This is a genomic window from Bacillus cereus group sp. RP32 (assembly GCF_040459735.1).
Lineage (GTDB): Bacteria > Bacillota > Bacilli > Bacillales > Bacillaceae_G > Bacillus_A > Bacillus_A wiedmannii.
Genome location: NZ_JARVHO010000001.1, coordinates 1,436,169 through 1,451,714 on the forward strand (window position 1 = coordinate 1,436,169; position 15,546 = coordinate 1,451,714).

A 15,546-nucleotide genomic window follows, 5' to 3' on the forward strand; every position below is an offset into this window, starting at 1 on the left:
AAATGAAAAGAGTATGGAAATCAATGGATTATTCATTATTACTTCCTCTTGTTATCTTATGTGTGTTGGGAGTTATAATGGTATATAGTTCTAGTTCCATTGTCGCGATTTCGTCGAAATATAACTGGCCAGCAGATCACTTTTTTAAAAAACAATTAGTTGCTCTTGCTATTGGAACAGTAATACTAGTGATTGTCGCTGTAATTCCTTACAAATTTTGGAGGAAAAAAATAGTTCTTACAGCGATGGGGTTAGGGAGTCTGGGCTTACTAACAGCAGCTTTTCTTTTCGGTAAGGTAATCAATGGTGCAAAAGGATGGATACTAGGTATACAACCAGCTGAGTTTGTAAAAATAGCAGTTATTATTACGCTAGCAAGTTTTTTTGCTAAGAAACAAGAGAGGCAAACCCCTTTTTTTCAAGGGATAATACCTCCTATATTTGTTGTCGGTGGATCGATGGTATTAATTTTATTACAAAATGACTTAGGGACTGACATATTAATAGGTGGAACAGTGTTAGTTATGTTCTTCTGTTCAGGAGTTAATGTTAACTTGTGGATTAAAAGATTTTTATTAACATCTGTCGTGTGGGTTCCGGCGTTGTATTTTATCGGAAACTATAAATTAAGTCTATACCAAAAAGCTCGATTTTCAGTTTTTCTTGATCCATTTAGCGATCCGCAAAAAGATGGATTTCAATTAATAAATTCATTTATTGGAATTGCCTCAGGTGGGTTAAATGGTAGAGGACTAGGAAATAGTATACAAAAGTATGGCTACTTACCAGAGCCGCAAACGGATTTTATTATGGCGATTATATCTGAAGAACTAGGTTTTATAGGTGTAGCTATCATTTTAATCTGTTTACTACTTATTATCATTCGTTCGTTTAGAGTAGCGCAAAAATGTAAAGATCCATTTGGAAGTTTAATTGCAATCGGAATTGCAAGTTTAATTGGGATACAAACTTTTGTTAATGTTGGTGGTATGTCTGGATTAATACCACTTACAGGAGTACCTTTACCGTTTATTAGTTATGGTGGTAGTTCTTTATTGGCTAATTTAATTGCGATGGGTATATTATTAAATGTTGCTAGTCATGTAAAACGACAAGAGAAACAACAAAATGAGATAATGAAAGAAAGAGAGCAAGATGGACCGCGTCTTGTTGTAGTAAAATAAAAAACACATTGTGCTTTAGAGCGCGCTGTGTTTTTTTTATGTGCAAGAAACATTAAATAGGATGCATTAATTGGTATATACACTAAAAAATATATCACATTTAATTAAATGTGATATACAATTAAGTTGTTAGAAAAGGAAGAGGTATGCTATACTATTTTTGTGAAACAAATTGATCAGAAAACTTATCATTTGTTAAAAAATAAGGTATGATGGATAAAAATAAAGTGAAGCTTTCTAAGTATAATATAATGTAGAAAGTGAAGAACTTCACGCTCTTTAGGGTGTGTATATATTTTATCTCTAGAGTGGTAGGAAAGTAGAGGGGGAAAATCATGACAAAGCTGCAACGTATTCAAAAAGTATTGGTAGCTAACCGCGGAGAGATTGCAATTCGTGTGTTTCGAGCTTGTTCGGAACTTGGATTAAAAACAGTTGCAATCTATTCTAAAGAGGATAGTGGTTCTTATCATCGTTATAAAGCCGATGAGTCCTATTTAGTTGGGGAAGGGAAAAAGCCAATTGATGCTTATCTAGATATTGAGGGCATTATTGAGATTGCGAAAAGTAATCATGTAGATGCAATCCACCCTGGATATGGCTTCTTGTCAGAAAATATTCAATTCGCAAAACGTTGTGAAGAAGAAGGGATTATCTTTATTGGTCCAAAGAGTAAGCATTTAGATATGTTTGGAGATAAAGTGAAAGCAAGAACACAAGCGCAGCTAGCACAAATTCCAGTTATTCCTGGTAGTGATGGGCCGGTAAATTCAGTAGAAGAAGTTGGAGAATTTGCTGAAAAGTATGATTACCCGATTATTATTAAAGCTTCCCTTGGCGGTGGCGGTCGTGGTATGCGTATTGTACGTAGTAGTGAAGAATTAAGAGAATCGTATAATCGAGCGAAGTCAGAAGCGAAAGCAGCCTTTGGTAATGATGAAGTATACGTTGAAAAATTCGTTGAAAAACCTAAACATATAGAAGTTCAAATTTTAGCAGATGAAGAGGGCAATGTTGTTCATTTATACGAGCGTGACTGTTCTGTACAACGTCGTCACCAAAAAGTGGTAGAAATCGCGCCTAGTGTGTCGCTTTCAGATGATTTGCGTCAGCGTATTTGTGATGCTGCGGTGAAATTAACGAAAAATGTAAATTATTTAAACGCAGGTACAGTAGAATTTCTTGTAAAAGGTGATGAGTTTTACTTTATTGAAGTAAATCCGCGTGTTCAAGTTGAACATACAATTACAGAAATGATCACAGGGGTAGATATCGTTCAATCGCAAATTTTAATAGCTGATGGACATGCATTACATAGTAAAATGGTAGGTGTTCCGAAGCAAGAGGAAGTAGTTGTTCATGGATTTGCGATCCAATCTCGTGTAACGACTGAGGACCCACTAAATAATTTCATGCCGGATACAGGGAAAATTATGGCATACCGATCAGGCGGTGGTTTCGGTGTTCGTCTTGATACAGGTAATAGTTTCCAAGGTGCTGTTATTACACCGTACTATGATTCTTTACTTGTAAAAGTTACAACATGGGCACTTACTTTTGAACAAGCTGCTGCGAAAATGGAACGTAACTTAAAAGAATTCCGTATTCGTGGTATTAAAACAAATATTCCATTCCTAGAGAATGTAGTAAAACATAAAAACTTCTTATCAGGAGAATATGACACTTCATTTATTGATGCGTCACCTGAATTATTCCTGTTCCCGAAACGTAAAGACCGCGGAACAAAAATGTTAAATTACATTGGGTCAGTAACAGTAAATGGCTTCCCAGGAGTAGGGAAAAAAGAGAAACCAATTTTCCCGGATGCTCGTATCCCGAATGTATTACACTCAGAGCCGGTTCAAAATGGAACGAAACAAATTTTGGATGAGCGTGGAGCGGACGGATTAGTAAAATGGGTACAAGATCAAAAGCGTGTACTTTTAACGGATACAACATTCCGTGATGCGCATCAGTCATTACTGGCGACGCGTATTCGTACAAAAGATTTACATCAAATTGCAGAGCCGACAGCGAGAATGTTACCGAACCTATTCTCAGCGGAAATGTGGGGTGGTGCAACGTTTGATGTTGCATATCGTTTCTTAAAGGAAGATCCATGGGAACGATTACTAGATCTTCGTGAAAAAATGCCAAACGTTTTATTCCAAATGTTACTTCGTTCTTCAAACGCAGTTGGTTACAAAAACTATCCGGATAATTTAATTCGAAAATTTGTGGAATGTTCTGCTCAAGCAGGAATTGATGTGTTCCGTATTTTTGATAGCTTAAACTGGGTAGAAGGTATGAGAGTTGCGATTGATGCTGTACGAGACACTGGTAAAATTGCAGAAGCAACAATGTGCTACACAGGAGATATTCATGATCCGTTACGTAGTAAATATGATTTAAATTACTATAAAAAATTAGCAAAAGAGTTAGAAGCATCAGGAGCACATATATTAGGAATTAAAGATATGGCAGGCTTATTAAAACCTAATGCGGCATATGATTTAGTTTCTGCATTAAAAGAGACGGTATCGATTCCGATTCACTTGCATACACACGATACGAGTGGAAATGGTATATTAACGTATACAAAGGCAATTGAAGCAGGTGTTGACATTGTCGATGTAGCAGTAAGTTCTATGGCTGGTCAAACGTCACAACCAAGTGCGAACACGCTATACTATGCATTAGGTGGAAACGAAAGACAGCCAGACGTTAATATAGATTCATTAGAAAAACTATCTCATTATTGGGAAGATGTACGTAAATACTACGCACCGTTTGAAAGTGGTATGAATGCACCTCATACAGAGGTATATATGCACGAAATGCCAGGCGGACAGTATAGTAATCTACAACAACAAGCGAAAGCGGTTGGTTTAGGAGATCGCTTCGATGAAGTGAAAGTAATGTACCGCCGTGTGAATGACATGTTTGGCGATATTGTTAAAGTAACACCATCATCTAAAGTTGTCGGTGATATGGCATTATTTATGGTTCAAAATCACTTAACAGAACAAGATGTTTTAGAGCGTGGGCATTCTATGGACTTCCCAGGATCTGTTGTTGAAATGTTCTCAGGAGATTTAGGACAACCGTATGGTGGTTTCCCGAAAAAGTTACAAGAAATTATTTTAAAAGGGAAAGAGCCATTAACAGTAAGACCGGGTGAATTATTGGAGCCAGTAGATTTCGACGCGTTAAAAGAAGAGCTATTCCATAAGCTTGGACGCGAAGTGACGATTTTTGATGTTGTTGCATATGCATTATATCCAAAAGTATTTATGGATTACGAAAAAGTTGCTGAGCTTTATGGAAGTGTGTCTGTGCTTGATACACCGACATTCTTCTATGGTATGAGACTTGGTGAAGAAATTAATGTGGAAATCGAACAAGGTAAAACATTGATGGTTAAACTAGTATCAATTGGAGAGCCTCAGCCAGATGGAAATCGTATTCTTTACTTGGAGTTTAACGGTCAACCGCGTGAGATTGTTGTGAAAGACGAAAGTGTGAAAGCAACAGTGGCACAACGTGTGAAAGGAAACCGTGAAAATCCAAACCACATTAGTGCAACAATGCCAGGAACGGTTATTAAAGTAGTTGTAAAAGAAGGCGATGAAGTGAAAAAAGGCGATTCTATGGCAATTACAGAAGCGATGAAAATGGAAACGACAGTTCAAGCGCCGTTCAATGGTAAAGTGAAAAAAGTATATGTTAACGATGGAGATGCAATTCAAACGGGTGACTTACTGATTGAATTAGATCACTAAAAAAGAAAAAGAGCTGTGTAAATGCAGCTCTTTTTCTTTATCCCGCTATTCGCCGGGCAGTAAGACACCCGCCTCAAAATTCAGCGAAAACAAAGAAGTTAGATGGGGGATCAACTGCCCATAAAAGCCTGATTGGTGCGGGCTAATAATCAGTGGGGGATGAAGACCCCCACTGATTAAAGTTTCACTTTATTGCAAAAAATACCTTGCCAATTCAGCAAGGTATTTTAATTTAAATTTATTTTGTTTGTTTAGAAGTTGATTCAGCTTCTTTTGCATTCACTTTACTTCGTGTACCTAACATAACTAAATAGCATAGTACAGCAAACAAGCAAGAAATGAATAGTGAATGTAATAATGCCATTACTAAATTAGCATTTGTAAATACGACTAAAATTCCTACGATAGCTTGAAGTGTAACAAGGATAAATGAAATGATCCATCCCCAGTATACGACAGGCTGCTGTTTGTAATGGCGAATAGCGAGAATCATCGCGTATAGTATCCAAGCGAAAATTAACATCGCTGCAACTCTATGTCCCATTTGAACCCATTCATGTAGTTGAGTTGGCATAGGTCTATTTTTGCTACATAAAGGAAAGTCTGGACAGGCTAAGCTAGCTCGTTCGTGACGTACTAAAGCACCCGTGTAGACGACAATATAACTGTAAATTGTTACACCATAAATATGAAATTTCATTTTTTTGTCCATAATAAGTGAACGTGCATCAAATTTCTGATCAATTTCAAAGATAAGACACGTTAATAAAATGACAGAAGCAAATGAAATTAAGGAAATACCGAAATGGATAGCAAGTACAGCTGGCATTTGTCCCCAAACAACTGCTGCCGCTCCCATTAATGCTTGCGCAACTAAAAATACGAAGGATAAAATTGCTAACGTTTTTGTTTCGCGCACATGTTTATAATATTTCCAGGACAAAATACAAAGGAGAGTGACAAGAATTCCTGCTGATCCTGATGTAAGGCGGTGACTTAGTTCAATAATAGTTTCCATTGATAAATTAGATGGAACAAATTCACCGTTACAAAGTGGCCATGATTTACCGCACCCTTGGCCAGAACCTGTTTTTGTAACTAAGGCGCCTCCTAGTAAAACTATTAATAAATCAAGACTCGTAATGACTGCTAACCATTTAATAAAGCGTTGCAATCTATTTCACCATCTTTCTGCTATGAAGTTATTGCGAAATATTTTCATTCCATTATGTATAGAATAAAAAGCGCTAGTTCCTATGATATATAAAAAATAATAAAATAGCAAAGAAATGGCGGGGGCAGACAGGGGAGAGAAAATGGGTGTGGAAATAGGATATATAAGGGGATTTTTAGGTGAAAAACAGGCTATTTTGAAAAGATATGGGGAGAATACGTGTTAAATATGACAAAAAAGTTTATTATAGAAGGTAACATCATGTTATGATAAGGACAAGTAAGAATTAAGTTTTTATATTCGACACAAAAAGTTCATGTTTTCTTCACAAAATGTTCGGGAAATATGATTTAATATATTGGAGTATGGGCGTAGATTAGTAGTAGAATGGATTAACAATATTTCTACTGTAATAATATTGCTATATAGAAGCGAAATATTTCATTCGAAATAGGCGCAAAAAGAAAGATGAAAGTTTTAAGAGGGGGTTAAAGTGATGAGCCATGCAACAAGTGAGCTGCATGATGAGTCAGCTGTTACAAGTGTACCGGAAACAACTCGGCTACAAGATTTATCAGCGCTCGTTAAAATGGGGATTGTAAACTCAAATACACTTACTGTATTTACAGGATTTTGGTTGGCATTACATTTTAATGGATTAAGTGTGATGGACAATCTGGATAAGTTATTCTTTACAATCGTTGGTTCTGGATTAATTATGGCAGGGGTATGTTGTTTAAATAACTACATTGATCGAGACATCGACCCGTTAATGGAAAGAACAAAAACCCGTCCAACAGTTACTGGGAAGTATAAACCGGGATTTGCACTTACATTTGGACTAGTTATATTACTTCTTGGATTTGTATTTTTATTATTAACAACACCAATGGCTGTATTAATGGGATTTATTGGTGCTTTCACATATGTTGTCTTATATACGTTATGGACAAAGAGAAAGTATACACTAAATACTGTTGTAGGTAGTATATCTGGAGCAGTTCCACCTTTAATTGGATGGGCAGCAATCGATCCATCTTTAGGCCATCCAATTGCTTGGATGTTATTTTTAATTATGTTTATTTGGCAAATCCCACATTTCCTCGCATTAGCGATGAAACGTGTTGATGAATATCGAAATGCAGGAATTCCAATGCTTCCTGTAGTTCATGGATTTGAAATTACGAAACGCCAAATTATGATTTGGACAGTATGTTTATTACCACTACCATTTTATATGAGTGGACTAGGGATAACATTTATGGTAATTGCAACATTGTTAAACATCGGATGGATCGTTTTAGGATTTTATGGCTTCCGTAAGCAAGATGACATCAAATGGTCCGTACAAATGTTTGTTTATTCCCTAAATTATTTAACAATCTTATTTGTATCAATGATTGTAGTTACATTCTTCTAAGACAACGACATAATTGGATTTCTTTACGTTGAGATTTACTTTACTTAACTATAAAGTACAATCTAATTCACAAGGAAAGTGGGGGTTGTTTGTATGAAGAAACAGTGGCGACTGCTTTCGTTCGTTTCACTGCTGGCTTTACTGTTAGGGGGATGCGGTAAAGCCTTTCAATCTACTTTAATTCCGCAAGGAGAAGTAGCAAAAATGCAATATGATTTGCTCTTACTAGCAACTGCGATTATGGTAGGAGTAGTACTAGTAGTTACTATTATTTTCTTATATGTAATTGTGCGTTTCCGACAAAAGAAAGGTCAGGAAGATTATATTCCAGAGCAAGTTGAAGGGAATCACAAACTAGAAATTATTTGGACAGTTATTCCGATTATTCTTTTGTTAATCTTAGCTGTTCCGACGGTTACATATACATTCAAACTTGCTGATGTAAGTGCGATGGAGAAAAAGAATATTGATAAAGATACTATCGTTGTTGATGTAACAGCGAATCTTTATTGGTGGGAATTTTCTTATAAATCAGAAAAAATAGTAACTTCTCAAGATTTAGTCATCCCCACAGGTAAGAAAGTGTATTTGAATTTGAAGGGTGCCGATATTAAACATTCGTTTTGGGTTCCATCTTTAGCTGGGAAAATGGATACAAATACAGACAATGTGAACAAAATGTGGTTAAAGGCAGATAAATCGGGCACTTATAATGGTTTTTGTACAGAATTTTGCGGCCCATCACATTCTTTAATGCAATTCAAAGTGAAAGCTTTAGATGAAAGCGAGTACAAAAAGTGGCTTGCTGATATGAAGAAGATTGATGGGAAGAAAGAAGTAGCTTCAACAAAGGCGCAAGAGGGCCAAGAAATATTTAATAAAAGCTGTATTGGTTGTCACGCAGTTGGATCTAATGATAGTAGACCACCTTCCGCTCGTATCGCACCAAACTTAGCAAACTTTGCGGATCGCGATATGGTTGCCGGTATTGCCGAAAACAATGAAGAAAACTTAAAAAAATGGCTGAAAGATCCTGAAAATATGAAACCAGGAAATAAAATGACTGGTAAATATGGCAACTTAACGGATGATCAAATTGATGCATTAAATGCATACTTACAAACGTTAAAAGTTGAAAAGTAAAGAGGGATTATTCGCGAAGGGGAGGTTGAAAACGTGAGTTCTGTAGCAAAAAAACAGGGGATGGGTGCTGTCATATGGGATTATTTAACGACAGTAGACCATAAAAAGATTGCCATTCTCTATTTAATTGCAGGTGGATTGTTTTTTATAATAGGCGGAATAGAAGCTCTATTTATTCGCCTTCAATTAGCGATTCCTAACAACGCTTTTCTTGTTGGGGATGCTTATAATCAAGTATTAACGATGCACGGTACAACAATGATTTTCCTCGCAGCTATGCCACTCGTGTTTGCATTTATGAACGCCGCTGTACCACTTCAAATTGGTGCACGTGATGTAGCGTTCCCGTTTTTGAATTCACTCGGATTTTGGTTATTTTTCTTTGGTGGAGTATTTTTAAATTTAAGTTGGTTTTTAGGTGGAGCACCTGATGCAGGCTGGACATCTTATGCATCTTTAGCTTTAGCCTCTAAAGGCCATGGTGTTGATTTTTATGTACTCGGCTTGCAAATCTCCGGTATTGGTACATTAATTGGAGGTATTAACTTCCTTGTAACCATTATTAATATGCGTGCGCCAGGAATGACGTATATGCGTATGCCGATGTTTACATGGACGACATTTGTAACATCTTCTCTAATATTATTCGCTTTTCCACCGTTAACTGTAGGATTAGGACTTTTAATGTTAGATCGTTTATTTGGAACAAGTTTCTTTAATCCAGCATTGGGCGGGAATACGATTATATGGGAGCATTTATTCTGGATTTTCGGTCATCCAGAAGTATACATTCTTATACTCCCAGCTTTCGGAATATTCTCAGAAATCTTCGCGACATTTTCGAAAAAACGATTATTTGGTTATTCGTCGATGGTGTTCGCGACAGTATTAATTGGATTCTTAGGATTTATGGTATGGGCGCATCATATGTTTACTGTTGGACTTGGTCCAGTTGCAAATGCTATTTTCTCAGTTGCGACAATGGCGATTGCAGTACCGACCGGTATTAAAATATTCAACTGGCTCTTTACGATGTGGGGAGGAAGTATTCGTTTTACGACACCGATGATGTGGGCAGTAGCTTTCATTCCATCATTCGTAATGGGTGGAGTTACAGGTGTTATGCTAGCATCTGCACCAGCGGATTATCAATTTCATGATAACTATTTCGTAGTAGCTCACTTTCATTATGTAATTGTCGGCGGTGTTGTATTTGGTTTACTTGCAGGAGCTCATTATTATTGGCCACTGATGTTTAATAAAGTATTGAATGAAACGTTAGGAAAGATAACATTTTGGCTATTCTTTATCGGTTTCCATTTAACGTTCTTCATACAGCATTTCCTTGGTTTAATTGGTATGCCACGTCGTTACTACACATATCTTGAAGGCCAAGGGTTGGAAATGGGGAATATGATTAGTTCTATTGGAGCGGTATTTATGGCTCTTGGAACGATTGTTCTTCTATTCAATGTAATTAAAACGACAGTTTCAAAAGAAAAGGCTGGTCGTGATCCATGGGATGCACGTACATTAGAATGGACAATGCCAGCACCAACACCAGAATATAACTTTAAACAATTACCATTTGTTCGCGGGTTAGATCCGTTTTGGATTGAAAAACGTGAAGGGAATAAAGAGATGACAGCGGCGGAACCAATTGGTGATATTCATATGCCAAATCCATCGCTTTCACCATTTATCATTTCTTTAGGATTGTTTATAGCGGCATTCGGTGCAATGTATATGCAGGGTGGAAAAGATAAGTTTTGGTTATTAGTAGCAATTATCGGTTTAATCATTACATTTGGTACAATGTTCCTACGTTCAGTAATCGATGATCATGGATATCATATTCATAAGGAAGATTTAGAAGATAAGGGGGGCAAGGCATAATGCATGTAGATGAAAAATTAACGAATGAAACATTTCCAGCAGAGCCTGAAAAAGCAACCCTTGAGGGAAAAAATAAGTTCGTCGGTTTTTGGTTATTTCTTGGAGGCGAAACAGTATTGTTCGCTTCCTTGTTTGGCACATATTTAGCGTTAAAGAATTCTACAAATGGTGGACCAACATCTCAAGAGATGTTCCAAATGCCACTCGTTTTCATTATGACGATGCTTTTATTAACGAGTAGCTTAACGAGCGTATATGCGATGTATCATATGAAAAACTTTAACTTTAAGAAAATGCAACTTTGGCTATTAGTAACAGTGTTGCTAGGTTTAGGGTTTTTAGCATTTGAGATATATGAGTTTTATCATTATACGCATGAATTTAAGCATACTATGAGAAGTAGTGCATTTGGTTCCGCGTTTTATGCTCTTGTTGGTACACATGGTCTCCACGTATTGTTTGGATTATGTTGGATTTTAACATTAATCTTTAGAAATGCGAAGAGAGGTCTAAATTTATACAATGCACCGAAGTTTTATGTTGCATCGATTTATTGGCACTTTATTGACGTAGTTTGGGTGTTTATTTTCACTGTAGTATATTTGATGGGAATGGTGGGATAAACAATGGCGATAAAGCAAATGAATAATCCTAAAGTTGATCTTGTTTATCGGAAGAGAAAAAGTGCGGAGGAAATGAAGCATCAAGTTATTACATTTGCATTAATGATTTTTTTAACATTAGTTGCATTTGCAGCAGTCGCATATCCGAAAACTTTTAGTCCGACTTTCTCAGTACCATTTATTTTACTATTAGCAGTGGTACAAGTAATTTTTCAATTGTATTATTTTATGCATATGAGTCATAAAGGACATGAAGCGGCAAGTTTCTTTCTTTATTCTGGTCTGTTGATCGGGTTAATTACAATTTTAGCTTTTATGACAATTGTGTGGATTTGAAAAGTGAAGAATAAGGGAGCTTGTGTCGTCACAGCTCCCTCTTCATGTTATGTGAAAGGATAATCTTAAGAAGGTAGGTGTGACAATGAGTAACTTGTGGATATTTGGTTTTCAAGCTCTATGGAGTCCAATCTTTTTACTATTTATGCTTTCGATCCTTATCGGGTACTTTTTAATTATTGGGCCATATAGAATGCGATTTGAACATGCGACAAAGGTAAGTAAGAAGCAAGTTTTTTATTTTACGACCGGGATTGTTCTTTTGTATTTTGTAAAGGGAGGGCCTATTGATTTAATTGGTCATATTATATTTAGTGCACATATGTTTGAAATGGCAGTTATGTATATTGCAGTTCCACCGTTATTGTTGCTTGGTATACCAGTTTGGTTATATCGTTATATTACTTCTTTTAAGTTCGTTCAAATTATATTGAAGATATTTGCTAAGCCACTTATTGCATTGTTTGTATTTAATGGTCTGTTTTCTTTTTATCATTTACCAGTTGTTTTTGATACAGTAAAACAAAGTCAAATTGCTCATCCTATTTGTCTCGCTATATTGTTCTTTACGGCAATCATGATGTGGTGGCCGATGCTAAATCCATTACCAGAATATCAAACGTTAAGTGATATAAAGAAACTGGGTTATATGTTTGCTAACGGTATATTATTAACGCCAGCTTGCGCGTTAATCATTTTTGCGACGGCGCCATTATTTGCAACGTATACGGATCCGGCTGCTTGGATGAAGGCGATGGAACTATGTGTACCAGCGGGAACTTTATCTGATTTAAATATAACTGGACCAGAATTTTTACACTGGATGCCAGTCGTACAAGATCAACAAACAGGTGGCATCATTATGAAAATTGTCCAGGAAATAGTGTACGGTACGATTATTGGTTATGTATTTTTTAGGTGGGCACGTAGAGAGCGTGAAAAAGATAAAGAGCAGTTGCAACAATTACCGCCATATTTACAGACTAAGTAAAAAAGTGTATGGGTTTCCATACACTTTTTTAGTTTTAGTAAACTATAAAAAGATTGAATTTTCAATTTATTCATGTTAAGTTAGTGTAGGCATGTACTAAAAGTGGATATAAGATTTACTACTAGCTTTAATACGTAATGATTCCATGTGTAGTGCAAGTTTTTTAGAGAGTTACAAATTTATATTGTTATCTTTAATAAACAAGAACTATTTTAAGGGGGAATTTAAATGGGTAGTAGTGGAAGTATGGTAAAGCCAATTAGTGGTTTTTTAACAGCATTAATACAATATCCAGTACCTGTAGTAGAGTCACGTGCAGACATTGATAAACAAATTAAACAGATCATAAAAACAATTCATTCAACTAAATCAGGGTATCCTGGATTGGAATTGATAGTATTTCCAGAATATAGTACACAAGGGCTTAATACAAAAAAATGGACTACAGAAGAGTTTTTATGTACAGTTCCTGGGCCAGAAACAGACTTGTTTGCTGAGGCATGTAAAGAGTCTGAGGTATATGGTGTTTTTTCTATAATGGAAAGAAACCCTGATGGTGGAGAACCGTATAATACAGCAATAATTATTGATCCACAAGGTGAAATGATTTTGAAGTATCGTAAGCTAAATCCTTGGGTGCCAGTCGAACCTTGGAAAGCTGGAGATTTAGGCTTACCTGTTTGTGATGGACCTGGAGGAAGTAAATTAGCTGTTTGTATTTGTCATGATGGTATGTTTCCTGAAGTAGCTCGTGAAGCAGCTTATAAAGGTGCAAATGTCTTGATTCGTATTTCTGGATATAGCACACAAGTTAGTGAACAATGGATGTTAACTAATCGTTCGAATGCATGGCAAAACTTAATGTATACATTGTCAGTGAACTTAGCGGGTTATGATGGGGTATTTTATTACTTTGGTGAAGGACAAGTTTGTAATTTTGATGGGACTACTTTAGTGCAAGGACACCGAAATCCTTGGGAGATTGTTACTGCCGAAGTATATCCAGAGCTAGCAGATCAGGCTAGATTAGGATGGGGTCTCGAAAATAATATATATAATTTAGGTTCAAGGGGATATGTAGCGACTCCTGGAGGGGTGAAAGAAAACCCGTATACGTTTGTAAAAGATTTAGCTGAAGGTAAATATAAGGTTCCTTGGGAAGATGAGATTAAAGTAAAGGATGGAACTATTTATGGGTATCCAGTCAAAAAGACGATTCATTCTTAAGTAAGATAAATAGAAAAAGCGCATCAATATGATGCGCTTTTTCTATTTACTCAATGATTTGGAACTCTTTTAACTCTTTTTCGATATTTTGTAGGAGTTGTTCGCTTTTTTGAAGTACATTCGTTGGGAAAGTTTCACCATCACCATATTCAACGCCGTGAGGATAATAATGTTTTCCTAATAAGGGAGGAAGTAGCTTTATTTCAGCGTGTCTGCTACCAACATCACCTTCAACAGCCAAACCTTGTACGCGCAAATAATAAATATCATTTAATATTTCAAATTTATAATCGTATGTAACTCGTTCATAATCCCACTGTCCAGCAAGTACAAAATGGTTCTTTTCCATAATCTCTGTTAATAGTGTTAAATCAACGACTGCCCCATTAAATTTCGTATTTGTAAATTGCATATAATACCTCCTCTTTTCATGTTACATCATTATTTTTATAATAGTATGAATAATAAGAAAGTGCAATTCATATTGAGAGAAAAGGTAGAATCCAGACTTTTTTTGCGAAAATATGATATAGTGAAAAGAGTACGGTACACACAAAAAAGGAAAGAAAAGGATTTGTGTATATCTCAATTTATGTTTTGTGCAGGAGGTATATCGATTGAAGAAATTATTGCGTATCGTAATGATTACATTTTTAATTTTAGCTGTTGATTTATACGGGAAATTACTCGTTTCACAATATATATTAACCCCATCTCAATCAAAGCAAGAAAATAAAATTGTGAAAAAGAAAAAACAAGTAAATGAAGACTCTTCCGATACTGTTTTAAATATGATTGGTGGGGACTCTGAAAATTTATTAGCAAAATGGGGCGAACCATCTCGAATAGAGCCATCTGCTTACGGATATGAATGGTGGGTATATAATCAAGATTTAACTAAGTATGTTCAATTTGGAGTTGCAGAACGAAAAATTGTAACGGCGTATGTTGCTGGTGAGCAAGTTAAGGTGCCGCCTTATTATATAAATGAAAAGTATGAAGAAGTGTATAAAAAGAATCCACTCTCGCATGAGATTTCGTTAAAAAGAGGGAAAAATAGTTATCAATTTGAGTTATCTGACACGGAAGTGATGGAACAACCATTAATACCTGTAGAAGATGGCTGGGCACAATTATATTTTGATCATTTTACACATGAGCTTGTTGGTGTTCGTTATATGGATGATGAAACGTTATTACACCAAAGACCGTATCAGCTTGTTTATTCGGGTGAATTACTAGCTGAACAACCATTGACTCCAGATAAAATGAAACAAATAGAGAATGGGAATATGCAACAAATTTTTGATTTAACAAATATTATTCGAAGTCGCCATAAGTTACCGCTGTTAGCTTGGGATCAACAAACAGCAGAGGTGGCTATAGGGCATAGTAAAGATATGAAGGATAATAATTACTTTTCACACGATTCACCTACACTAGGTACGTTAGGAGATCGTTTACAGCGCGGGAAAGTAGGGTTTCAACTTGCTGGTGAGAACATAGCGGCGCAACATAGTGATGGAATTGCGGCGGTGCAAGGTTGGTTAAATAGTGAAGGGCATAGGAAGAATGTATTAAATGAACAATTTACAGGATTAGGTGTTGGGGTATACGATAAGTTTTATACACAAAACTTTATTCGAAAATAAAGTGAAATTTTAAGTTGTGTAGGGGAAACCTCACGTTTAAGTACTTCGTATTCACTGAAGTGTAGGTCGGAATCTTACCGTATGCAAATAGCAGGATAAAAAGGTGCATGAATCGTCT

Annotated in this window: 12 protein-coding genes; 10 read left to right on the top strand and 2 right to left on the bottom strand. The window is 36.1% G+C overall.

Going from position 1 to position 15,546, the window contains the following annotated elements:
• The first annotated feature begins 2 nt into the window (after positions 1 to 2).
• Both ftsW and pyc read left to right on the top strand, forming a co-directional pair.
• Positions 3 to 1,184 (top strand): putative lipid II flippase FtsW, encoded by a 1,182-nt coding sequence (ftsW, locus tag QCI46_RS07625; RefSeq protein WP_353839877.1) that lies wholly within the window; start codon positions 3 to 5, stop codon positions 1,182 to 1,184.
• A 335-nt stretch (positions 1,185 to 1,519) separates the two neighbouring features.
• On the top strand, positions 1,520 to 4,966 hold the full coding sequence (gene pyc / locus QCI46_RS07630; protein ID WP_353839878.1) for a pyruvate carboxylase: 3,447 nt from the start codon (positions 1,520 to 1,522) through the stop codon (positions 4,964 to 4,966).
• A gap of 238 nt (positions 4,967 to 5,204) precedes the next feature.
• On the opposite strand, the gene ctaA is transcribed toward pyc, so the two are convergent.
• Positions 5,205 to 6,140: a heme A synthase gene (ctaA, locus tag QCI46_RS07635; protein WP_001188735.1), complete on the bottom strand. Its 936-nt coding sequence runs from the start codon at positions 6,138 to 6,140 to the stop codon at positions 5,205 to 5,207.
• A 496-nt stretch (positions 6,141 to 6,636) separates the two neighbouring features.
• Here ctaA and ctaB point away from each other — a divergent pair, with 496 nt between their 5' ends.
• From ctaB to QCI46_RS07670, 7 genes are all read left to right on the top strand, one after another.
• Positions 6,637 to 7,560 carry a protoheme IX farnesyltransferase gene (gene ctaB / locus QCI46_RS07640; protein WP_000017546.1) on the top strand — a complete coding sequence of 308 codons (924 nt, stop codon included), beginning with the start codon at positions 6,637 to 6,639 and terminating at the stop codon, positions 7,558 to 7,560.
• Positions 7,561 to 7,653: 93 nt separating this feature from the next.
• Complete coding sequence (gene coxB / locus QCI46_RS07645) at positions 7,654 to 8,703, top strand: cytochrome c oxidase subunit II (protein WP_000745278.1); 1,050 nt, start codon at positions 7,654 to 7,656, stop codon at positions 8,701 to 8,703.
• 60 nt (positions 8,704 to 8,763) lie between these two features.
• The gene (ctaD, locus tag QCI46_RS07650; RefSeq protein ID WP_353841846.1) at positions 8,764 to 10,599 is read left to right on the top strand and encodes a cytochrome c oxidase subunit I; all 1,836 of its coding nucleotides are present in this window, start codon (positions 8,764 to 8,766) and stop codon (positions 10,597 to 10,599) included.
• Positions 10,599 to 11,222 (top strand): cytochrome c oxidase subunit III, encoded by a 624-nt coding sequence (gene ctaE / locus QCI46_RS07655; protein WP_000557858.1) that lies wholly within the window; start codon positions 10,599 to 10,601, stop codon positions 11,220 to 11,222. The genes ctaD and ctaE overlap by 1 nt, the downstream gene beginning before the upstream one ends.
• Before the next feature lie 3 nt (positions 11,223 to 11,225).
• Positions 11,226 to 11,558 (top strand): cytochrome c oxidase subunit IVB, encoded by a 333-nt coding sequence (gene ctaF / locus QCI46_RS07660; RefSeq protein WP_000985692.1) that lies wholly within the window; start codon positions 11,226 to 11,228, stop codon positions 11,556 to 11,558.
• An 85-nt stretch (positions 11,559 to 11,643) separates the two neighbouring features.
• Positions 11,644 to 12,549 (top strand): cytochrome c oxidase assembly factor CtaG, encoded by a 906-nt coding sequence (gene ctaG, locus QCI46_RS07665; RefSeq protein WP_048530645.1) that lies wholly within the window; start codon positions 11,644 to 11,646, stop codon positions 12,547 to 12,549.
• Between the two features lie 228 nt (positions 12,550 to 12,777).
• Positions 12,778 to 13,776: a formamidase gene (locus tag QCI46_RS07670; RefSeq protein WP_000535797.1), complete on the top strand. Its 999-nt coding sequence runs from the start codon at positions 12,778 to 12,780 to the stop codon at positions 13,774 to 13,776.
• A gap of 46 nt (positions 13,777 to 13,822) precedes the next feature.
• On the opposite strand, the gene QCI46_RS07675 is transcribed toward QCI46_RS07670, so the two are convergent.
• Positions 13,823 to 14,188: a YugN family protein gene (locus QCI46_RS07675; RefSeq protein WP_001160938.1), complete on the bottom strand. Its 366-nt coding sequence runs from the start codon at positions 14,186 to 14,188 to the stop codon at positions 13,823 to 13,825.
• Positions 14,189 to 14,393: 205 nt separating this feature from the next.
• Here QCI46_RS07675 and QCI46_RS07680 point away from each other — a divergent pair, with 205 nt between their 5' ends.
• A complete protein-coding gene (locus QCI46_RS07680; RefSeq protein ID WP_353839879.1) occupies positions 14,394 to 15,428 on the top strand; it encodes a CAP domain-containing protein in 1,035 nt (344 codons plus the stop codon).
• Positions 15,429 to 15,546 lie beyond the last annotated feature (118 nt).